Consider the following 20,285-nt stretch of genomic DNA (forward strand, 5'->3'; position numbering starts at 1 on the left):
CAAAGGGAAATAGGACAGGGGGATGAAGAATATGAAACTGTTTAAAAATTTAACAGTTCAAGTCATAACCGCGGTCATCATCGGGGTCATTGTCGGGCTGGTCTGGCCGAACGTCGGAAAAGAAATGAAGCCGCTTGGCGATACATTTATCAATGCTGTTAAAATGGTGATCGCTCCAATTATTTTCTTCACAATCGTTCTCGGGATTGCAAAAATGGGCGATATGAAGAAGGTTGGAAAAGTAGGGGGAAAAGCGTTTATTTATTTCGAGGTTGTGACGACTCTCGCGCTCATTATCGGTTTATTTGTCGTCAATATCATGAAGCCGGGCGCCGGTCTTGATTACAGCAAGCTTGAAAAGGGAGATGTATCACAATACACGCAAAATGGCGGTCAGGGAATCGACTGGATTGAATTTGTCACACACATTGTTCCGTCCAACATGATTGATGCCTTCGCAAAAGGGGATATTTTGCAGGTCTTATTCTTTTCTATTCTTTTCGGAGTCGGTCTTGCGGCATTAGGTGAAAAAGGGAAAAGCGTCATTGATTTCTTCGACAAGATTTCTCACGTCTTTTTCAAAATCATCGGCTACATCATGCGTGCGGCGCCAATCGGGGCATTCGGGGCGATGGCGTATACGATCGGACACTTCGGCCTCGACTCCATCAAGCCTCTGGCAAGCTTAATGATGTCTGTTTATATTACGATGTTCCTGTTCGTATTTGTTGCGTTAAATATCATCTGCAAGCTTTATGGATTCAGCCTGTGGAATTACCTTCGCTTCATTAAAGATGAGCTTCTGATCGTGCTTGGCACAAGCTCTTCAGAATCGGTGCTTCCGCGTATGATGGATAAAATGGAGCGCTATGGCTGCTCGAAATCCGTTGTCGGGCTTGTCATTCCGACGGGCTATTCATTTAACCTCGACGGCACGTCCATTTATTTATCAATGGCAACGGTTTTTCTGGCACAGGTATTTGGAGTTGATCTCAGCATCGGCCAGCAAATTACAATTATCCTCGTTCTGATGCTGACATCGAAGGGGGCGGCCGGTGTGACGGGAAGCGGATTTATCGTTCTGGCCTCAACACTGTCAGCGCTTCAGGTCATTCCGCTTGAGGGGCTTGCCCTCCTGCTTGGTGTCGACCGTTTTATGAGTGAAGGAAGAGCCATTGTGAACCTGATTGGAAACGGAATCGCCACGATCATTGTGGCAAAAAGTGAAAATGAATTCGATGAAGCGAAAAGCGTGGAGGCTGTGGAAAGCATGAAAACAGCAGTCTGAAAAAAAACGGCCCATCCACGGGGCCGTTTTTTTAATTGTTTAAGAATTATTAAGGTTAGGACAGAGACCTCAGCATTTTTTTGTTATATAATTTACAAATGGATACTATATTGAATGAGGGACGTTTGTCCTAACAGGAGTGTATAAATGGCAGCTTTAGTTAAATTTTTTCAGCACCCGGGAGTAAGGCGTTTTTCCATCTTTCTCGTGTTAACAGGTGTGTTATATCTATTTAAGAGCATGATCAACTTAATATTGCTTACCTTCATCTTCACATTTCTTATGGATCGTTTGGAGTCTGTCGTCCGGCAGTTTTTAAGCCGGTTTTTCCGCGTGAGCCAGCGGGTTGTCATTACGTTTCTTTATATATTGCTGGCTGTGCTGCTGACAGTCGGAGGATTTGTATTTTATCCGGTCGTCGCGGAGCAGATTAAACAGCTGGTTAAGCAGATTAAACATATTGCGTACCACCCGGACAGCATCCCTTTCTTTGATGAGATCACCAGTGTTTTCGGGGATATTAATATCAGTTCATATGTCAAAGAGGGTTTCAATGTGGTGTATACGTATCTGGCCGATATCAGCACATTCGGCTTACAGATCGTAATGGCTCTCATTCTCAGCATGTTTTTCTTGTTTGAGAAAAAGCGGCTTACTGAATTCATGGGAAAATTTAAAACGAGCAAACTGGCGGTCTTTTATGAGGAATTTGCTTTTTTCGGCAGCAAATTTGCAAGAACGTTCGGCAAGGTGCTTGAAGCTCAATTCATCATTGCGCTCGTCAACTGCATTCTGACGTTTATCGCGCTTTCGATTATGCATTTCCCGCAGCTGTTTGGGCTTTCTATCATGGTGTTTTTCCTAGGGTTAATCCCTGTAGCAGGCGTCGTCATTTCACTGATCCCGCTCAGTATCATCGCTTACAGCACTGGCGGCGGAATGTATGTGCTCTATATTGTGCTTGTCATCTTCGCCATACATGCGATCGAAACCTATTTCTTAAATCCGAAGCTGATGTCTGCGAAAACGGAGCTGCCGATCTTTTTCACCTTCACAGTACTCATTTTCTCTGAGCACTTTTTCGGCATTTGGGGATTAATTATCGGGATTCCGATCTTTGTGTTTCTCCTTGATATTCTTGACGTCACCAACAAGGAAGATCGACCTAAAAAAAATCCGAGAGAAAAGTAACGAAAAACAGTTTACAAAATTGGATATTTTCTGTATAAATAAACTAAATCATACAATAGCAAGCCACACGCTTAATCCTTGCATAAGGAGTGGGGGACCCGGTCTATTGGGGTTAATTTTTCATCTGAAAAACGGACATCTCTTCGTCCGAACCCGTCAGCTAACCCCATCGGTGTGAAGAGAGGGCTCTGTGGTTTGATATACAGCCAAAGCCCGCGGGAGTCTCTCGCGGGCTTTTTTTCAAAAAAGGGAGGAATGCTGATGAAACTGGCAACAAAAATCATCATTGCATTGGTTCTTGGTGCAGTGACTGGATTGGTCCTCAACGTTATGTCGCCTGAATTATTTGAAAATTTGAATAAGTTTGTATTCGGTCCGCTTGGCACCATCTTTTTAAACCTCATTAAAATGCTTGTCGTGCCGATTGTCTTTTTCTCACTGACACTGGGAGTAGCCGGGCTGGGTGATCCAAAGAAGCTTGGCAGAATCGGCGTGAAGGCCATCTCTTATTTTCTCATCACGACAGCAGTGGCAATTACGATCGGGCTTATTCTTGCTCTTACGATTAAACCTGGTGAATTTGGGACATATGATGTTTCATCTGCCAAGTTTGATGCTGAGGAAGCTCCAAGTATTGCCGATACTCTTCTGAACATTATTCCTGCGAATCCCGTTCAAGCGATGACAGAAGGAAATATGCTGCAAATCATTGTATTTTCTATTTTTGTAGGGCTCGGCATCACGATGCTCGGCAAAAAAGCGGATATGCTTCTAAAAGTCGTTGAACAGGGAAATGAACTGATGATGTATCTCGTCAACTTGGTCATGAAATTTGCGCCATACGGAACGTTCGGTCTGATTGCGACTGCAATCGGCAGCCAAGGCTTCAGCGCAATTAAGGCGATGGGACTGTATATGATTGTTGTGACGCTCTCCCTGATCATTCATGCAATCGTGACGTACGGTTCAACGATTGCACTTTTTGCAAAACGAAATCCGATTACGTTCTTTAAAGATTTCTCAGAGGTCATGGTCGTCGCGTTCAGTACGTCCAGCAGCAATGCGACCTTGCCGGTATCAATGGATGTAGCCCAGAAAAAATTAAAAGTGCCTGAGCCGATCAGCAGCTTCGTTCAGCCTCTCGGCGCTACAATTAATATGGATGGAACAGCCATCATGCAAGGGGTAGCCACCATCTTCATTGCACAGGTATTCGGACAGGATCTGACATTCACGCAGCTGCTGATGGTCATACTGACAGCGGTGCTGGCAAGTGTCGGAACCGCAGGTGTACCTGGAGTCGGGTTGATTATGCTCGCCATGGTGCTTCAATCTGTCGGCCTGCCAGTCGAGGGAATCGGCTTGATTCTCGGCATTGACCGTCTGCTCGATATGCTCCGTACAGTGGTGAACACAACAGGTGACGCAGCCTGCGCCGTCATCATTACAGAAACCGAAAAGAACAAACAGCCAGAGCAAACGCCGACGCTATCGGTTTAACCAAACATTTGGAAGCCACAAATGCTATAATACACACAGTGCCTATTTTTAGGCACTGTTTATTTTTTGTCGAAAAAGGAGGAAGGCTTTATGGCTGAGCCGATTTTACATATTGAAGGACTCGATAAAAAGATTGGATCTAAACAAATACTCAAACAAATCAGCATGGACGTCATGGAGGGAGAAATCATCGGCCTGCTCGGTCCGAATGGTTCCGGAAAAACAACCCTCATCCGTATCATCGTCGGGCTGTTAACACAAAACAGCGGAAGCGTGACAATCAGCGGATTCCAGCACGATACAGAGTTTGAAAAAGCGATGGAAGCTGTTGGAGCGATCGTCGAGAACCCTGAGTTCTATCCGTACCTGACAGGCTGGGAAAATCTAAAGCACTTTGCAAATATGCACAAAAAAATAACCGATGAACGACTTGATGAAGTGGTGGAACGTGTCGGGCTGACGTCAGCGATTCACGATAAGGTGAAAACCTATTCGCTCGGCATGCGCCAGCGTCTTGGCATCGCCCAGGCGATTCTTCACCGGCCGAAGCTTCTTATATTAGATGAGCCGACAAACGGTCTCGATCCTGCAGGCATGAAGGATTTTCGTGACCATATCAAGGAGCTCGCAGAAATAGAAGGAACAGCAGTCCTGTTCGCGACACATTTATTGCGTGAGGTTGAGGATCTGTGCGACCGTGTCATCATCATTCAAAAAGGCGAAATTAAAGCGGAAGTCAGCTTACATGAAACGGATCAAAAAACAGAGAAAGCGGTCATTGAAGTGCAGCCGGAAGAAAAAGCGCTCAATTGGCTGACAGGCCATCAATACCTAGCTGAGCGGCAAAACGGGGCGATTGTTGTTGAGGTGGCAAAAGAAAATATTCCGGAACTGAACCGTTTACTTGTCGGACAAGCTCTGAATGTCTTTTCTATTAGGCCTTACACACAATCACTGGAAGATGAATTCCTAAAAGCGACAACTGCTCATCAAGAGGAGGGAGAAGAACTTGTCTAAGTTAATTTGGAATGAACACATGAAACTTTTTAATCGGAAGGTCACACTGGTATCTCTTATCCTGATGGCAGTCTTTCAATTTTTCATGGCATTGATCATTAAACGGATTGTCATCAGTGCCGGAACAGATGAAAACTTTATCGGCTATTTATCGTATACACCGAGCCTGAACATTCTGCTGCAGGCTTTAACGATTGTGATTGCAGCAACAATTGTCTCAATGGAATTTGATAAAAAGACGATCAAATTTCTGCTCATTCGTCCGGTAAAACGGCAAAAGATTTTTTGGTCAAAATTAATCACAGTCGTGCTGGTCAGCTTTTACTTGTATTTGGCATACTACATTCTGTCATTATTATTCGGTCTCGTCTTTTTCGGCACATCCGTGAGCGCGGAATCAAAGACATTGCTGATCAACACCCTTGAGCTGATCGGGTCAAACTGGCTTGAAGCCGTCATGATGGGATTATTCGGGCTGCTTTGTTCTTCACTGTTCCGCAACAGCGCCGTAGCAGTCGTCGTTTCTTTTGTCGTTTTATATGGAGCGAGCACACTTGTCCAGATCATGAAGCTCTTTGAAAACAAATGGGGAAGCTTTTTGCTTTTTGCAAACACTGACTTTACCCAATACAGCAGCGGACAGACAGTCCTGTTTTCAGGCATGACGCCGTTGTTTTCAGCGGGAATTATCATCATACATGCCATATTCTTCATTGCCGTTGGCTGGTGGTGCTTCTGTAAGCGAGATGTCCGGGTGTAAAGGAAAGGAATGACATTTTTGTGAAAAAGCTCACGTAAATCAATATCATTTGATATTTTGGTTTATACTAAAGGTACTGACGGAGGTGTCTCGATTGAGGAACTTTATTACCGCTTTACCGATCGTATTGCTGCTTGGATTCTCATTTGTGTCATTTATGTTTCAGTTTGAACATCTTGTTTATTTCAGACTCGCGCTGGGACTGTTCTCTCTCGCGGGGCTGTACATGATATATAAAATGAAGACGGGCATCCGCTATTTCATTATCTATCTGTATGCCAGCTGGATTGTGCTTGCAGCAGTGACCGCTTTTGAAGAGCCGATTTTCTCAAGCTTTTTCTTTGGCGGCCTTGTGATGACAATGGGTTACCTGACCTATATGCTGATTTATCTCGGTATGAAACAAGACCGGGATGCAAATCCTGTGTAAACACGCTGTTCCCCGGGGAACGGCGTGTTTTTCTATACCGGACAATAAGGTTAACAGTTGCGGAATGGCGGCGGGAAATCTATAATACATATTAAATTTATCGGAATTAAAAACTTGGGGGGCTGCCGGATGTCATTATTTATACAAAACAATCAACAACGGCGATGGATGGAGAAAATCGGACGGCTTGCGGATGAATTTCAGCAAACAGCCGCTGATGATGACAAACAGGGGCGTTTTCCTGTTGAAAAAATACAAAAATTGCGTGATGCCGGATATACATCATTAACATTGCCGTCGTCTTATGGGGGCGGGGGCATTTCTGTTTATGATATGCTTTTGTTTCAAGAACGGCTTGCACGGGGGGACGCTCCCACAGCGCTCAGCATCGGCTGGCATTTAAGCGTAATCGGGGAGCTCGGGGAAGGCAACAGCTGGGATAAGGATGTGTTTGCGTTTATTGCCAAGGAAGTTCAAAATGGAGCCGTCATCAACAGGGCGGCGACAGAAGCGCAAACAGGAAGCCCGACAAGAGGAGGGCGTCCCGGTACAAACGCCGTCAAAAAGGATGGCAAATGGACAGTGAATGGAAGAAAAACCTTTACGACGATGTCACAAGCGCTGGATTATTTTTTAGTGACCGCATGGATGGAAGAAAAACAAACAACAGGCGTCTTTCTCATCCATAAAGATGATCCCGGTTTGTCGATTGAAGAAACGTGGGATATGAGTGCGATGCGGGCGACAGGAAGCCATGACCTTGTACTGAATGAGGTAACGCTCGATGAGGAGAAACTGGTGGAATTGCTTCAAGGGCCTCGGGGAGCGAAGCCGAATGGCTGGCTGCTTCATATTCCTGCGGTTTATCTTGGCATTGCTCAAGCAGCGCGAGACTATGCGGTACAATTTGCTTCTGAGTATTCTCCAAACAGTTTGAATGGACCGATCAAGGATGTCCCGGCCGTCCAGCAAAGAACAGGCGAAATGGAGCTTGAACTGCTTAAGGCCAGACATTTTCTGTTCCATATCGCTCAATTATATGACGATCCCAAACGCCGCCCTCACTTGAGAAGTGAGCTCGGTGCAGCGAAACATATTGTCACAAATGCTGCGCTGTCTGTTGTCGATAAAGCAATGAGAATTGTTGGGGCAAAAAGCCTTGAACGAACTAACCCGCTTCAGCGCTATTATCGGGATGTGCGCGCCGGTCTCCATAACCCGCCGATGGATGACGCTGTAATCCAAAAACTGGCTGCCGAGGCGTTTGAGTCATAAAAAAAGAGCCTTCCCGGCTCTTTTTATGTATTGTTTTGCTCTTGGAGATTTTTTTGATGCTTGCGGTCAATCCTGTCATAAATCACGTTCATGAGCTTTGGATTGCCGATAATTGCCTCTTTGTTTTCCTGTATCAGCTGCTGGTACGTTTTCACTTTACGCTTCGACATGCTCTGGCGCCCTCCTGACATGTTTGTATTCACTTTCTAACTCCGTAAGCGACAATTCATACAAATGACGCTTTGACTTTTTGTATATACCATTCTGTATTAACAGATGAATGAGCTGTTTTTTTCTGGTTTCTGCAGACTGAGGTGTCATTGTGTCACCAACCTCCAATCGAACGATATTGATAATCATTATCAATTAACTTCATTATACAATGTCCCCAAAAGCCTGTAAAGGTAAAAACAGTCCTTTTCTTCCAAAATATGAAAGTGTTCAAAAGATCGACAAAAAGTTTCCCGGGCAATAATTTGCTGTCGAAATGTCGCTCTTTATTGAAAATGCTGTCGCTGCTATTTTTTATGTTTTGAACCATACTAAGTAATAGAATGGAGGCTGGTATTCAATGGAGCGGACAGAAAATCTGAAAAAGGGAGAAAAAGGGGCGCTCCTCAATATTTTGGCATATGTCATCCTTGCTGTTGTGAAGCTTGTCATTGGAATTCTATATCATTCCGAAGCGTTAAGAGCAGACGGATTAAATAATGGAACAGATATTGTAGCATCAGCAGCTGTGCTGATTGGATTGCGTATTTCCCAAAGGCCGGCTGACAGCGATCATCCATATGGCCATTATCGGGCTGAAACAATTTCGTCTCTTGTTGCGTCTTTTATTATGATGGCTGTCGGCATTGAAGTGTTAATCGGCGGAGGAAGAGCGATAGCGGACGGAACTACGGAAACGCCAAACCTTATCGCGGCATGGACGGCGTTAGGAAGTGCTGTGTTTATGTATGGCATCTATTTGTATAACAAAAGGCTGGCGGCATCCATTAAAAGCTCTGCCTTGATGGCGGCGGCGAAGGACAGCAGGTCAGACGCTTATGTGAGTGCCGGCGCGTTTATCGGTGTTTTTTCGTCTCAGCTGCATCTGCCGTGGATCGATCCGGTAACAGCTTTTATCATCGGCATCATCATTTGCAAAACGGCTTGGGATATCTTTAAAGACGCTTCACATTCCTTAACAGACGGCTTCCAATTAAAAGATCTTGAGCCTTACAAACAAACCGTCGGCAGAATTGAAAATGTACATCGCCTAAAGGATGTGAAAGCGAGATATTTAGGCAGCACTGTTCATATCGAGATGGTCATTACGGTTGATCCGAAGCTTACAGTTGAAGAAGGGCATGGAGTGGCGGATGAAGTAGAGGACAAAATAAAACATGAACACGATGTCACACATGTTCATGTTCATGTAGAGCCTGACGACATAAAATAAGGCTGTTTAACGAATTAGCTTATATGTTCAGATAAAAATTCAGTCACTTCTTCAGGCGTTTTGGCATTGGCGCTGTGAAGGTGAGCTGTTTTTTCACCGTTTTTGAAGATAAGCAAGCTGGGAATACCCATTACTTGGTATTTTTCAGCAAGTTCGGGAAGCTCGTCCTTATTGAGCTCATACCAATCGTTTTGATTGTACTCTTCCAGAATATCGCCGATGAACATATTCATGCGTGTGCAATCTGGGCACCAATCAGCATAAAATTTTACGATTATTTCTTTATCAGATTGAATCAGTTCATTAAATTGTTCGTTTGTTGTGATTTTTTTCATATGTCACATCTCCTTTTCAATGTCATTTTAATATAAAATAAAAAGGAATTACATATATATGCATTCAACATCAGCATGCCCAAAAATAATTAGATCATTTTCTCGTGAAAGTGATAAGATAGTAAAGATGAATTGTAGTGGGGGGAGTATCCATTGAAAACAAGTCTAGGATTAGTATACGGAGGAAAGTCGGCAGAACATAATGTTTCCCTGCAGACAGCTCTGGCTGTAATCAAAGCGCTAAATACTGAGAAGTTTGATATACATCCGATTTATATAACTGAAAAAGGCGAATGGGTAAGAGGCGCCCGTTTAACTGAGCCTGTTTCTAACGTGAAAATGCTTCAATTTGAGCAGGGAGGCAGTGCTTTTTCTCCAGCTGCCTTGAATCAGGAGATGTTTCCGCAGGAAGCGTCACAGCAAAATGAATCTATTGACGTCGTATTCCCGCTCCTCCACGGACCGAACGGGGAAGACGGAACGATTCAAGGAATGCTCGAACTGTTGAATATTCCTTATGTCGGCAATGGTGTGCTTGCTTCCTCAGCCGGCATGGATAAAGTCGTCATGAAACATTTATTCGCGCAAGCCGGCCTTGCCCAGGCTAAATACGCAGCTTTCCTTAAGAAAGACTGGACTCGTTCACCGAAAGAAAGCTGTGAGCAGGTCGAACAGGAATTAGGCTACCCTTGTTTCGTAAAACCGGCGAACCTTGGCTCAAGTGTCGGAATCAGCAAGTGCCGAGACCGTGAAGAACTGCAAAAAGCCTTTGAGCTGGCATTCCAATATGATCGTAAAGTCGTCGTTGAAGAAGGAATTAACGGCCGCGAAATCGAAATCGGCGTTCTTGGAAATGACGATCCTAAATGCTCTGCTGTGGGAGAAATCGCGCCGAAGACAGATTTCTACGACTACAAAGCGAAATATGAGGATGGAGACACCGATCTGATGATTCCGGCGAATGTGACCGATGAGGAATACGCGAAAATCAGTGACATGGCGATTAAGGCGTTTAAAGCGATCGATGGGTCAGGCCTTGTCAGAGCGGACTTTTTCCTGACAGCTGACGGCGAATTTCTGATCAATGAAGTCAATACAATGCCTGGTTTTACACCTTTCAGCATGTTCCCGCTGCTTTGGAAAGAGGCTGGAGTGGAATACGCAGACCTGATTGAACAGCTTGTGGAGCTTGCAAAAGAACGCCATGCTGAAAAACAATTGATCAAGCATACATTCTAATGAAATGGACACTGCCGGTAAAAGGCAGTGTCTTTTCCCGTATATCACAAGAAAGAGAGGGACCTCACTTGATTAAGCGAACAGTAAAGAACATTGCCGAGATGGTCAAAGGCACACTGACAAATCCGCAATATGAACAAACAGTCATTTATGGAGTGGCAACTGATACAAGAAAACTGGAACAGCACCAGCTTTTCATCCCGCTGAAAGGGGAACATTTTAACGGCCATACTTTTGTGCCGCAGGCTTTTGAAGCCGGTGTTGCGGCCGTTCTTTGGGATCGGTCAGAACCAAATCCGCCCGAGAATCAAGCCGTTATCTTAGTGGACGACACCCTTTCCGCTCTTCAGCAGCTTGCAAAAGCATATTTGCGGGAGCTTGGCACTCGTGTCATCGGGGTAACCGGAAGCAATGGGAAAACGACAACGAAAGATATGATTCACGCTGTCTTGGAAACCCGGTACCGCGTTCACAAAACAGGAGGAAACTTCAATAATCACATTGGTCTGCCCCTGACGGTTTTAGCCATGCCTGAAGATACGGAGATCGCTGTATTGGAGATGGGAATGAGCGCCAAAGGAGAAATTGACCTATTGTCCCGCTTGGCAAACCCGGATGCGGCAGTGATTACGAATATCGGTGAATCCCACATGCAGGACCTTGGTTCAAGAGAAGGCATCGCGGAGGCGAAGCTTGAAATCATTAACGGGCTTAAAGAAGACGGAGTGCTGATTTATATCGGTGACGAGCCGCTTCTTCAAAAAGCGTACAGCTGCCAAACGAAAACGTACGGAACTGGAGCGCAAAATGATTATCAGCTTCAGGATGTCAGCCAGAGTGAAGCGGGAACCCATTTTACCATCAAAGGAATGGAAAAAACGTTTTTTATTCCGATCCTTGGAAAACACAATGTCATGAACGCCATGGCTGCGATTGCCGCGGGAGCTTATTTCGGTATCACCCCTGAGGATGCGGCAAAAGGATTAAGCGGACTAAAGGTAACCGGCATGAGACTTGAACTCATCAAAACAGACAGCGGCATTTCGATTATCAATGACGCTTATAATGCGAGTCCGACTTCCATGAAGGCGGCCATTCAATTGACTGAAAGCCTTGATGGCTACGGAAAAAAAATGCTCGTGCTAGGTGATATGCTTGAACTCGGCGATCTTGAAGAGACGTTTCATAAAGAGTGCGGCGCTGTGATCAGCCCTGAAAAAATCGACCGTGTCTTTACGTACGGAAAGCTGGGAGCTTTTATCGCGGAAGGCGCACTGGAACACTTTGAGAAAGACCGCGTCAGCCATTACACCGAAAAAAAAGATCTCCTCCAAGCTGTGAAAGAAAACGCGTCAAAAGGAGATTTGATTTTATTCAAAGCGTCCAGAGGTATGAAGCTTGAAGAAATCGTTAAAGATTTAATAGAGAGCCCGCTTTCATAAAAAAACTGCAAAAAAACCGCATATGGCATCATAAAATAATATGATGTGCGAACAATAATGTATGCCGGCCGGAAATTATGTATGTCTGGCCGGCTGCGGCTATGATACAATAAAGACAGGTTATTTCATGATGCGTAAATACTCGTCCGGACTTTCTTCCGCTGCCCCGAAGTTCTCCGCCGGACATTTGGAAGCGGATGAAGCAGCAAGCCGGCATATTCGAGAAGCGGATCTGCTTCTCATCTTATTGAAAAACCAATAGTGTAATGGTAAGATAAAATGTAAAGTAATTCGGGCTTTGTATACGGATGGATCCTGTCCTTTTGGTTTAAAGGGCAGTTTTATAAGTGGTAAATCACGACATTACTGAAACAGCAATTAGAAGGAGTTTGAATAATTTGACTATAACGTTTCAAGATTTTAATTTAAGTTCTGATCTCATGAAAGCAATTAATCGTATGGGATTTGAAGAAGCAACACCGATTCAGGCACAAACAATACCGCTCGGACTTTCAAATAAAGACGTCATTGGACAAGCGCAAACAGGTACAGGTAAAACAGCTGCGTTTGGTATACCCCTTGTTGAAAAAATTAACCCCGAGTCTCCTAATATTCAAGCAATCGTAATCGCGCCAACCCGTGAATTAGCCATTCAAGTATCAGAAGAATTATATAAAATCGGACAAGATAAGCGTGCGAAGGTTCTTCCTATTTACGGCGGGCAGGATATTGGACGGCAAATCCGGGCGTTAAAGAAAAATCCGAATATCATTGTCGGAACACCTGGACGTCTTCTTGACCATATCAACCGCCGCACAATTCGTTTAAACAACGTAAACACTGTTGTAATGGATGAAGCCGATGAAATGCTGAACATGGGATTCATTGATGACATTGAATCTATCCTTTCAAACGTGCCGAGCGAGCATCAGACACTTCTGTTCTCTGCTACAATGCCAGCGCCGATCAAACGCATTGCAGAGCGCTTCATGACTGAACCGGAACATGTAAAAGTAAAAGCGAAAGAAATGACGGTTTCTAACATTCAGCAGTTCTATTTAGAAGTGCAAGAGCGCAAAAAATTCGATACACTGACTCGTCTTCTTGACATTCAGTCTCCTGAGCTTGCGATCGTATTCGGACGTACAAAACGCCGTGTCGATGAGCTTGCTGAAGCCTTGAACCTTCGCGGATATGCGGCTGAAGGAATTCACGGTGACTTAACGCAGGCGAAACGTATGGTTGCGCTTCGCAAATTTAAAGAAGGTGCAATCGAGGTTCTTGTCGCAACTGATGTTGCCGCTCGCGGACTTGATATCTCAGGCGTAACACACGTGTACAACTTCGACGTGCCTCAAGATCCTGAAAGCTATGTTCACCGTATCGGAAGAACAGGCCGTGCAGGAAAAACAGGTATGGCGATGACGTTCATTACACCGCGTGAGAAAAGCATGCTTCGCGCAATCGAACAAACAACAAAACGCAAAATGGACCGCATGAAGGAGCCTACACTTGATGAAGCGTTAGAAGGCCAGCAGCAGGTTACTGTTGAACGTCTTCGCACGACAATCAGTGAAAACAACCTGAACTTCTACATGACAGCGGCAGCTGAGCTGCTTGAAGATCATGATGCAGTAACAGTGGTTGCAGCGGCTATCAAAATGGCTACAAAAGAGCCGGACGACACACCGGTTCGCTTAACAGACGAAGCGCCGATGGTCAGCAAACGCTACAAGAACCAACGCTCTTCTAAACGCAGAGACGGGCAAGGCGGCGGATACCGCGGCGGAAAAGGGAAAAGCAACAACCGTTCTTCCTATGACAAAAAGCGTTCAAACGATCGCCGTTCTTCAGGTTCAGGTGACAGACGCCAGAAAAAATCTTACTAATTCTATCGATTAAAGCCCAAAACATAACGTTTTGGGTTTTTTTATGTTCGCAATTTGTGATTCAGCAAACTTTCAGCTGACGGGAGCCATTTTTCTATGTATGCTTAAGAATGAAACCTTTCTGTATAAGAGACGTATAAGTAACGACGAAAAAACGGGAGGTAGGTATATTGAGAGAGCAGCCAAAAAACCAAATCAGTCCAGACGGATTAAAGGTTTGGCGACTTCAAGAAATCATCGTATCCGCTGTCTGCTTGCTTATTGTCATAGCAGTTGCAGTGTTAAGCTATTATTTTCATTGGCCGTACTGGATCAGCGGCGTGCTCGGCGCGGTTTGGCTGCTGGGTTCGATTGTGACAGTCCTTATCATTCCAAAGATCCGCCATAAAGTGTGGCGCTATGAAGTCCATGAACATGAAATAGACATTCAGTCAGGTATTTTTGTGGTGACACGTGTGATTGTCCCGATGGTCAGAGTTCAGCACGTCGATACGTCACAAGGGCCATTATTAAAAAAATACAACCTGGCAACGGTGAAAATTTCCACGGCCGCGACCGTTCATTCGATCCCAGCTTTAGAGATGGAGGAAGCGGATCGGCTGAGAGACTCCATTTCCCGTCTGGCAAGGGTGACTGACGATGATGTCTGAACCGAAACGCCTGCACCCGGCGGCAGTCATTTTGAATTTATGCCATACCATTATTCAAACGGTAAAAAATATCATTCTGCCATTCTTTTTTGTGTACATCGTCAATTCGAACCATACAGTCCGTTTTTACGGAGCCATTGTGCTCGGCGTGCTGTTCATCTGGCTTGTAGCGGCAAGCATCATCAAATGGAGAAAGTTCACCTATCGAATTGAAGATGATGAATTTAGGATCGAAGAAGGCTTGTTTGTGACGAAAAAGCGATACATATCGATTGAGCGTATTCAAACGATGAATACGAGTGCGGGCGTGGTCCAGCAAATTTTTAAGCTGGTGAAGCTGCAAATTGAAACGGCGGGCGGAGGCAAGGAGGCGGAAGCGGTTCTTTCTGCTATTTCTGTTGAAGAAGCCGAGCGCATCAAGGAAGCCGTCTTTAAGAAAAAAGCGCAAAGACACGCAAGCGAACACGATGAAGATTGTTCCGAAGCAGAGCAGGAGCTGATTCCAGCAGTTGAACCGCAAGAGCACTACCGCATGAACGCAAAAGAATTGCTCGTGGCCGCTTCAACCTCCGGCGGAATCGGAGTGATTATTTCCGCTGTATTTGCGCTTATTTCCCAGCTTGACGAAGTGCTGCCGATGGATTGGATTTTCGATAAATTCTCCTTCCTGAAGCACGCCAGCATCGGCATTTACGCGGTCCTTATTTTTATCGGTTTATTTATTGCCTGGATTTTCAGCATCGCCGGTATGATGTTTAGATACGCGAACTTTCAAATCATAAAAAAAGAGCAGGAATTGGTGATTTCAAGAGGAATTATTGAAAAACATCAAGTCACAATACCGCTCCGGAAAATACAAGCCATTAAAATAAAAGAAAATATCATCCGACAGCTCTTCGGCTTTGTGACGGTGTCCATCGTCAGCGCGGGCGGCGGCGACAGGGAAAAAGAAGAAGGCGCTTTGACCATCCTCTTTCCGATGATTCATAAAAAAAAGCTTCCGGACATGCTTCGGACATTTACGCCGGAATACACGCTGGAAGAAAACGTCCGCCGCCTGCCGCGGCGCGCGTTAAAACGATATTTATTCCGTTCCGTCATTTTTTCAATCTTTTTGATCATCCCGTTATGCATTTTCTTTCAGCCGTGGGGTTATCTGTCAATCATCTTGCTGCCGGTTGAATTGATTTTCGGCTACCTCGCATATAAGGATGCAGCTTGGACGATTAACGGCGATCGCCTCCAATTGACGTCCAGATTGTTCAACAGAACAACCGCGATTGTGCTGAAAAAACGAATGCAGGTTTGCAAGTTCAGCCAATCCTATTTTCAAAAGAAAGGCAGCCTGTATACCATTTCTACCTCGGTAAAATCATCAAGCCATATGGAAGAATTAACGGTGAGGGATGTAGGTGAAGAGGATGCGGGCTTCATCTTGAATTGGTATTCATATGAAAAAGCGGACGGTTAATACCGCCGCTCTTTTTTTTGCACACATAAAAACGAGAGAAGAAACCCGCCGCAAAGCCCAAACAGATGGGCCATCATGTTAATATTGGAGTTGATAAACGACATGAGAATGGCAAATGCGAGCAGTGTGAGAATCATTTTGGAGTGCTCCTGTCCGATCAGCTCTTTCCGAAAAAGAACCATAAACAGATACACGCCGAACAGCCCGAAAATCGCGCCTGAAGCCCCGACATGCACGTAATCAAGCGGCTCTGCCACATATGTGCCGATATTGCCGATGATACCGGAGCCGGCGTACACAAGCAGAAAACGCACTTTTCCCAGCATGCGCTCCAAAGCGGGGGCAAATAAAAAGATGGACATGGAATTAAACAGCAGATGGGTAAAACCTGCGTGCAGCAAAATCGGTGTGATCAGCCGCCACCATTCACCGTTTGCAACGCCTAGATTATAGCCTGTGACCGCGTCTCTCCACAACACGACTGAATGGGCAGGAAGTGAAAAAAACAGCCAGAGAACAGCTTGTAAGGCCAATATAAAGGTGACAGCGGGATAAAGTCTGATGAACGTTTGGAAATTTTCAGTCCGTATAAACATTCCGAGCCCCTTTTCTTCATTTTTGTATTTCTATAGTAACACGTTTATGAGACAAACCATTCAAATAGTACGTACCGCAAAGGAGGTTATTGCACATGATTTACGGCATTGGACTGGACATCACCGAGCTTAAACGGATCTCCTCTATGGCAGGCCGCCAGAAAAGGTTTTCCGAGCGGATTTTAACCCGAAGCGAGCTTGACCAATATCATGAGCTTTCAGAAAAAAGAAAAATCGAATTTCTCGCGGGCAGATTCGCGGCAAAAGAAGCATTCTCGAAGGCATATGGCACCGGTATAGGGAAGCATCTCAGTTTTCAGGACATCGTAATTAAGAAAGACCATAATGGCAAGCCTTACATCATTTGCACGAAACTGAGCCAAGCCGCTGTTCACGTATCAATCACACATACAAAGGAATATGCGGCCGCGCAGGTTGTGATTGAAAGGTTGTCAAGCTAGTCTGCATATTAGGGAAACCCCACTCATATATTTGATAGTGCATTAAGGGAGACAAGTTGTTTGAGGCTTTTATGGTACGCATCCGTTCTGCCTAACGTGTACCGAGCGTACCGTTAAAGTCAAACAAGCGATTTCTTCCTTTTACATCAATTGAGAAAAAGGGGTTGAAAAAGGTGAGAAAAAGCTTTGTTTTGCTTTTAACGGGACTGCTTGCTGTCCTTATTCTTTCTGCCTGCGGGCAAAAAACGCAGCAAGATATTGTGACCGGATTAGATGAAAAGGCGAAAGAATACACCTCGTACAAAGCAAAAGCAAAAATGACCATCGAGACAGGGAGTGAGCCTCAAGTATACAATGTGGAAATCTGGCACAAAAAGCCGTCTCTGTACAGAGTTTATCTGGAAAATCCGAAAAAGGACCAAAACCAAGTCATTTTACGAAATGAAAACGGAGTATTTGTTCTCACGCCGTCTTTAAATAAGAGCTTCAGGTTTCAAAGCGACTGGCCGAACAACAGCAGCCAGGTCTACCTGTTTGAATCGCTTGTAAAGGATGTTCAAAACGATTCGGATGCAGTCTTCACTGCGAAAGAAAAGAAATACGTATTCGAAACAAAAACAAACTATCAGCATAACAAAATGCTGCCGACGCAAGAAATCACATTTAACAAAAAAGATATGAGCCCATCATCTGTCAAAGTGATGGATACAGACCGAAAAGTCATGGTGAAAGTGGAATTCAGCAGCTTCGAATTTAATAAACAATTCGACAAAGAATCATTTGACGAAAAGAAAAATATGACGCTTTCCCAAATGGATGTCGCCACAAGCGCGAAGCCATCCGACACGTTCGCGGTCAAAACCCCGCTTGAACTGCCGCTTGGCGTAAAGCTGCTTGAAGAAAAAGATATTTCCTCTGAAGACGGGAAGCGTATCATCATGACCTACGGAGGAGAAAAATCATTTACTTTAATACAGGAAAAAGCCCAGGTCGCCAAAGCTTCTTCCTCAGTTACAATGAACGGCGAACCGGTGAATCTCGGCTACACCATCGGCGCCTTGTCAGACGCATCACTATCATGGACATATGACGGTGTAGATTACCTTCTCTCCTCTAAAGATCTTTCTAAAGAGGAAATGGTGACAGTCGCGAAAAGCATGCAGGGACAATCGTCTAAATAATCGCCAAAGGCCAAACGTGATTTGGCCTTTTTTCGTTAGGGATCATTTCCCTTTGTCTATAATTTTAGTATGATATGTAAATGATATTGAATAAAAGCTAGGAAGTGTCATGATGAGCACAAAACCTTTTTACAGAGATACGTGGGCAGAAATCGACTTGTCCGCAATAAAGGAAAATGTCAGCAATATGAAAAAACACATCGGCGAACATGTCCAACTGATAGCGGTTGTAAAAGCGAACGCCTACGGGCATGGCGACGCAGAAACAGCGCAGGCGGCACTTGATGCAGGTGCTTCATGCTTGGCGGTGGCCATTCTGGATGAAGCGATTTCCCTGCGCAACAAGGGTTTTAAGGCGCCTATATTAGTGCTTGGCGCGGTCCCGCCGGAGTATGCGGAAATCGCGGCGGAATATGACGTGACATTAACAGGCTATTCTGTTGAATGGCTTCAGGAAGCAGCCCGCCACTTGAAAAAACGTCCTCTTCATTTTCATTTGAAGGTCGATACGGGGATGAACAGGCTTGGCGTAAAATCGGAAGAAGAAGTTCAGAACGTGCTGGCGATTCTTGACCGCAACCCCAGTTTAAAGTGCAAGGGGGTATTTACCCATTTTGCGACAGCGGATGAAAAAGAAAGAAGCTATTTTTTGATGCAATTTGAGCGCTTTAAAGAGCTGATTGCGCCGCTGCCGTTAAAGAACCTGATGGTCCACTGCGCGAACAGCGCCGCCGGTCTTCGTCTGAAAAAAGGCTTTTTCAACGCGGTCAGATTCGGCATTGGCATGTACGGCCTCCGTCCGTCAGCCGACATTACGGACGAAATACCGTTTCAGCTGCTCCCTGCATTTACCCTGCATTCGACGCTGTCTCATGTTAAATTGATCAGAAAAGGCGAGAGTGTCAGCTACGGAGCGGAATACACAGCAGAAAAAGACACATGGATCGGAACGGTGCCTGTTGGCTATGCCGACGGCTGGCTTCGAAAATTGAAAGGAACCGAGATTCTTGTGAAGGGAAAACGGCTGAAAATCGCCGGCCGAATTTGCATGGACCAATTTATGGTGGAGCTGGATCAGGAATATCCGCCGGGCACAAAAGTAACATTAATAGGCCGGCAGGGGGATGAATATATTTCCATGGATGAAATCGCCGGCAGGCTGGAAACCATCAACTACGAGGTGTCTTGTACAATAAGTTCCCGTGTTCCCCGTATGTTTTTGGAAAATGGGAGTATAATGGAATTGAGAAATCCTTTATTGCAGGAAAATGCAAGCAAATAGCTCATCTCAATGGAGAATTCATAAAACAGCTTTGCTTGAAGAGTGAATAATGGTATCATTATCACTGGATGGATAAAGAGTCGTATCCGTAAGTTTGGTGGAGGTGTATGTTTTTTGTCTGAATCCAGCGCAAGAACCGAAATGAAAATCAGCTTGCCCGAAAACCTAGTGGCTGAATTGGATGGTGTAGCGATGCGGGAGAAACGTAGCAGAAACGAACTGATATCACAAGCAGTGAGAGCGTATGTCAGCGAACGAACAACTCGTCACAACCGTGATTTGATGAGACGCGGCTATATGGAAATGGCGAAAATCAACCTGAATATTTCTTCTGAGGCTCACTTTGCGGAGTGCGAGGCTGAAACGACAGTTGAGCGCTTAGTCAGCGGAGGATAATCATTTGATTGTGAAACGCGGCGATGTTTATTTTGCTGATTTATCTCCTGTTGTTGGCTCAGAGCAAGGCGGGGTGCGCCCGGTTTTAGTGATCCAAAATGACATCGGAAATCGCTTCAGCCCAACTGCTATTGTTGCAGCCATAACAGCACAAATACAGAAAGCGAAATTACCAACCCACGTCGAAATCGATGCAAAACGCTACGGTTTTGAAAGAGATTCCGTTATTTTGCTGGAGCAAATTCGGACGATTGACAAGCAAAGGTTAACGGATAAGATTACTCATCTGGATGATGAAATGATGGATAAGGTTGATGAAGCCTTACAAATCAGTTTGGCACTCATTGATTTTTAGACATATGTACAGGTTGCTCAAATAGAGCAACTTTTTTTGTTTTCAAAAAAAATTAGCGATATAATAATGAAATAACGAAAAAA

At 44.8% G+C, this 20,285-nt stretch carries 23 protein-coding genes and 1 riboswitch; of the genes, 19 read left to right on the forward strand and 4 right to left on the reverse strand.

Features of this window, described 5'->3' with window-relative positions; all coding sequences use genetic code 11:
* The first annotated feature begins 31 nt into the window (after positions 1 to 31).
* From dctP to G4P54_RS02470, 7 genes are all read left to right on the forward strand, one after another.
* The gene (gene dctP / locus G4P54_RS02440) at positions 32 to 1,288 is read left to right on the forward strand and encodes a C4-dicarboxylate transporter DctP (protein WP_167871677.1); all 1,257 of its coding nucleotides are present in this window, start codon (positions 32 to 34) and stop codon (positions 1,286 to 1,288) included.
* A 147-nt stretch (positions 1,289 to 1,435) separates the two neighbouring features.
* On the forward strand, positions 1,436 to 2,479 hold the full coding sequence (locus G4P54_RS02445; protein WP_167871678.1) for an AI-2E family transporter: 1,044 nt from the start codon (positions 1,436 to 1,438) through the stop codon (positions 2,477 to 2,479).
* Between the two features lie 58 nt (positions 2,480 to 2,537).
* Positions 2,538 to 2,668: riboswitch (cyclic di-AMP (ydaO/yuaA leader) on the forward strand.
* Between the two features lie 72 nt (positions 2,669 to 2,740).
* The gene (locus G4P54_RS02450) at positions 2,741 to 3,979 is read left to right on the forward strand and encodes a dicarboxylate/amino acid:cation symporter (protein ID WP_024714462.1); all 1,239 of its coding nucleotides are present in this window, start codon (positions 2,741 to 2,743) and stop codon (positions 3,977 to 3,979) included.
* Positions 3,980 to 4,069: 90 nt separating this feature from the next.
* Positions 4,070 to 4,996 carry an ABC transporter ATP-binding protein gene (locus tag G4P54_RS02455; protein WP_167871679.1) on the forward strand — a complete coding sequence of 309 codons (927 nt, stop codon included), beginning with the start codon at positions 4,070 to 4,072 and terminating at the stop codon, positions 4,994 to 4,996.
* Positions 4,989 to 5,756, forward strand: a complete 768-nt coding sequence (locus G4P54_RS02460; RefSeq protein WP_167871680.1) for a DUF2705 family protein — start codon at positions 4,989 to 4,991, stop codon at positions 5,754 to 5,756. Before G4P54_RS02455 ends, G4P54_RS02460 begins: the two co-directional genes overlap by 8 nt.
* A gap of 94 nt (positions 5,757 to 5,850) precedes the next feature.
* Positions 5,851 to 6,186: a hypothetical protein gene (locus tag G4P54_RS02465; protein WP_019257527.1), complete on the forward strand. Its 336-nt coding sequence runs from the start codon at positions 5,851 to 5,853 to the stop codon at positions 6,184 to 6,186.
* Between the two features lie 129 nt (positions 6,187 to 6,315).
* Positions 6,316 to 7,461, forward strand: coding sequence for an acyl-CoA dehydrogenase family protein (locus G4P54_RS02470; RefSeq protein ID WP_167871681.1), 1,146 nt, complete (start codon positions 6,316 to 6,318; stop codon positions 7,459 to 7,461).
* A 23-nt stretch (positions 7,462 to 7,484) separates the two neighbouring features.
* Here the strand turns inward: G4P54_RS02470 and fbpB are convergent, their stop codons facing one another.
* Complete coding sequence (gene fbpB, locus G4P54_RS02475; protein WP_167871682.1) at positions 7,485 to 7,664, reverse strand: Fur-regulated basic protein FbpB; 180 nt, start codon at positions 7,662 to 7,664, stop codon at positions 7,485 to 7,487.
* The gene (locus G4P54_RS02480; RefSeq protein WP_167871683.1) at positions 7,618 to 7,782 is read right to left on the reverse strand and encodes a Fur-regulated basic protein FbpA; all 165 of its coding nucleotides are present in this window, start codon (positions 7,780 to 7,782) and stop codon (positions 7,618 to 7,620) included. The genes fbpB and G4P54_RS02480 overlap by 47 nt, the downstream gene beginning before the upstream one ends.
* Positions 7,783 to 8,032: 250 nt before the next feature.
* Between G4P54_RS02480 and G4P54_RS02485 the strand changes: the two genes are divergently transcribed.
* Positions 8,033 to 8,905 carry a cation diffusion facilitator family transporter gene (locus G4P54_RS02485; RefSeq protein ID WP_167871684.1) on the forward strand — a complete coding sequence of 291 codons (873 nt, stop codon included), beginning with the start codon at positions 8,033 to 8,035 and terminating at the stop codon, positions 8,903 to 8,905.
* 14 nt (positions 8,906 to 8,919) lie between these two features.
* On the opposite strand, the gene G4P54_RS02490 is transcribed toward G4P54_RS02485, so the two are convergent.
* Positions 8,920 to 9,240: a thioredoxin family protein gene (locus tag G4P54_RS02490; RefSeq protein WP_003225161.1), complete on the reverse strand. Its 321-nt coding sequence runs from the start codon at positions 9,238 to 9,240 to the stop codon at positions 8,920 to 8,922.
* A gap of 153 nt (positions 9,241 to 9,393) precedes the next feature.
* Between G4P54_RS02490 and G4P54_RS02495 the strand changes: the two genes are divergently transcribed.
* The 6 genes from G4P54_RS02495 to G4P54_RS02520 all read left to right on the forward strand — a co-directional run bounded on the left by G4P54_RS02495 (position 9,394) and on the right by G4P54_RS02520 (position 15,931).
* The gene (locus G4P54_RS02495; RefSeq protein ID WP_167871685.1) at positions 9,394 to 10,479 is read left to right on the forward strand and encodes a D-alanine--D-alanine ligase; all 1,086 of its coding nucleotides are present in this window, start codon (positions 9,394 to 9,396) and stop codon (positions 10,477 to 10,479) included.
* Between the two features lie 68 nt (positions 10,480 to 10,547).
* The gene (locus G4P54_RS02500) at positions 10,548 to 11,921 is read left to right on the forward strand and encodes a UDP-N-acetylmuramoyl-tripeptide--D-alanyl-D-alanine ligase (RefSeq protein WP_167871686.1); all 1,374 of its coding nucleotides are present in this window, start codon (positions 10,548 to 10,550) and stop codon (positions 11,919 to 11,921) included.
* A gap of 61 nt (positions 11,922 to 11,982) precedes the next feature.
* Complete coding sequence (locus tag G4P54_RS02505) at positions 11,983 to 12,183, forward strand: hypothetical protein (RefSeq protein ID WP_240939714.1); 201 nt, start codon at positions 11,983 to 11,985, stop codon at positions 12,181 to 12,183.
* 136 nt (positions 12,184 to 12,319) lie between these two features.
* The gene (gene cshA / locus G4P54_RS02510; RefSeq protein WP_024714455.1) at positions 12,320 to 13,810 is read left to right on the forward strand and encodes a degradosome RNA helicase CshA; all 1,491 of its coding nucleotides are present in this window, start codon (positions 12,320 to 12,322) and stop codon (positions 13,808 to 13,810) included.
* A gap of 170 nt (positions 13,811 to 13,980) precedes the next feature.
* Entirely contained in the window at positions 13,981 to 14,460 is a 480-nt protein-coding gene (locus G4P54_RS02515) for a PH domain-containing protein (protein ID WP_024714454.1), read from the forward strand.
* A complete protein-coding gene (locus G4P54_RS02520) occupies positions 14,450 to 15,931 on the forward strand; it encodes a PH domain-containing protein (RefSeq protein WP_167871687.1) in 1,482 nt (493 codons plus the stop codon). The genes G4P54_RS02515 and G4P54_RS02520 overlap by 11 nt, the downstream gene beginning before the upstream one ends.
* On the opposite strand, the gene G4P54_RS02525 is transcribed toward G4P54_RS02520, so the two are convergent.
* A complete protein-coding gene (locus G4P54_RS02525) occupies positions 15,928 to 16,527 on the reverse strand; it encodes a rhomboid family intramembrane serine protease (RefSeq protein ID WP_024714452.1) in 600 nt (199 codons plus the stop codon). The genes G4P54_RS02520 and G4P54_RS02525 overlap by 4 nt on opposite strands.
* Before the next feature lie 95 nt (positions 16,528 to 16,622).
* On the opposite strand from G4P54_RS02525, the gene acpS reads away from it, so the two are divergent.
* The 5 genes from acpS to ndoA all read left to right on the forward strand — a co-directional run bounded on the left by acpS (position 16,623) and on the right by ndoA (position 20,202).
* Positions 16,623 to 16,988 (forward strand): holo-ACP synthase, encoded by a 366-nt coding sequence (gene acpS, locus G4P54_RS02530; protein ID WP_167871688.1) that lies wholly within the window; start codon positions 16,623 to 16,625, stop codon positions 16,986 to 16,988.
* 164 nt (positions 16,989 to 17,152) lie between these two features.
* The gene (locus G4P54_RS02535; RefSeq protein WP_081719823.1) at positions 17,153 to 18,169 is read left to right on the forward strand and encodes a LolA family protein; all 1,017 of its coding nucleotides are present in this window, start codon (positions 17,153 to 17,155) and stop codon (positions 18,167 to 18,169) included.
* A 112-nt stretch (positions 18,170 to 18,281) separates the two neighbouring features.
* Positions 18,282 to 19,451: an alanine racemase gene (gene alr / locus G4P54_RS02540; protein ID WP_167873807.1), complete on the forward strand. Its 1,170-nt coding sequence runs from the start codon at positions 18,282 to 18,284 to the stop codon at positions 19,449 to 19,451.
* A 114-nt stretch (positions 19,452 to 19,565) separates the two neighbouring features.
* A complete protein-coding gene (gene endB, locus G4P54_RS02545; RefSeq protein ID WP_003225183.1) occupies positions 19,566 to 19,847 on the forward strand; it encodes a type II toxin-antitoxin system antitoxin EndoAI in 282 nt (93 codons plus the stop codon).
* A 4-nt stretch (positions 19,848 to 19,851) separates the two neighbouring features.
* Positions 19,852 to 20,202, forward strand: a complete 351-nt coding sequence (gene ndoA, locus G4P54_RS02550; protein ID WP_003156187.1) for a type II toxin-antitoxin system endoribonuclease NdoA — start codon at positions 19,852 to 19,854, stop codon at positions 20,200 to 20,202.
* Positions 20,203 to 20,285 lie beyond the last annotated feature (83 nt).

Origin of the sequence: Bacillus tequilensis (assembly GCF_012225885.1) — a bacterium.
Taxonomy (GTDB): Bacteria; Bacillota; Bacilli; order Bacillales; family Bacillaceae; genus Bacillus; species Bacillus tequilensis.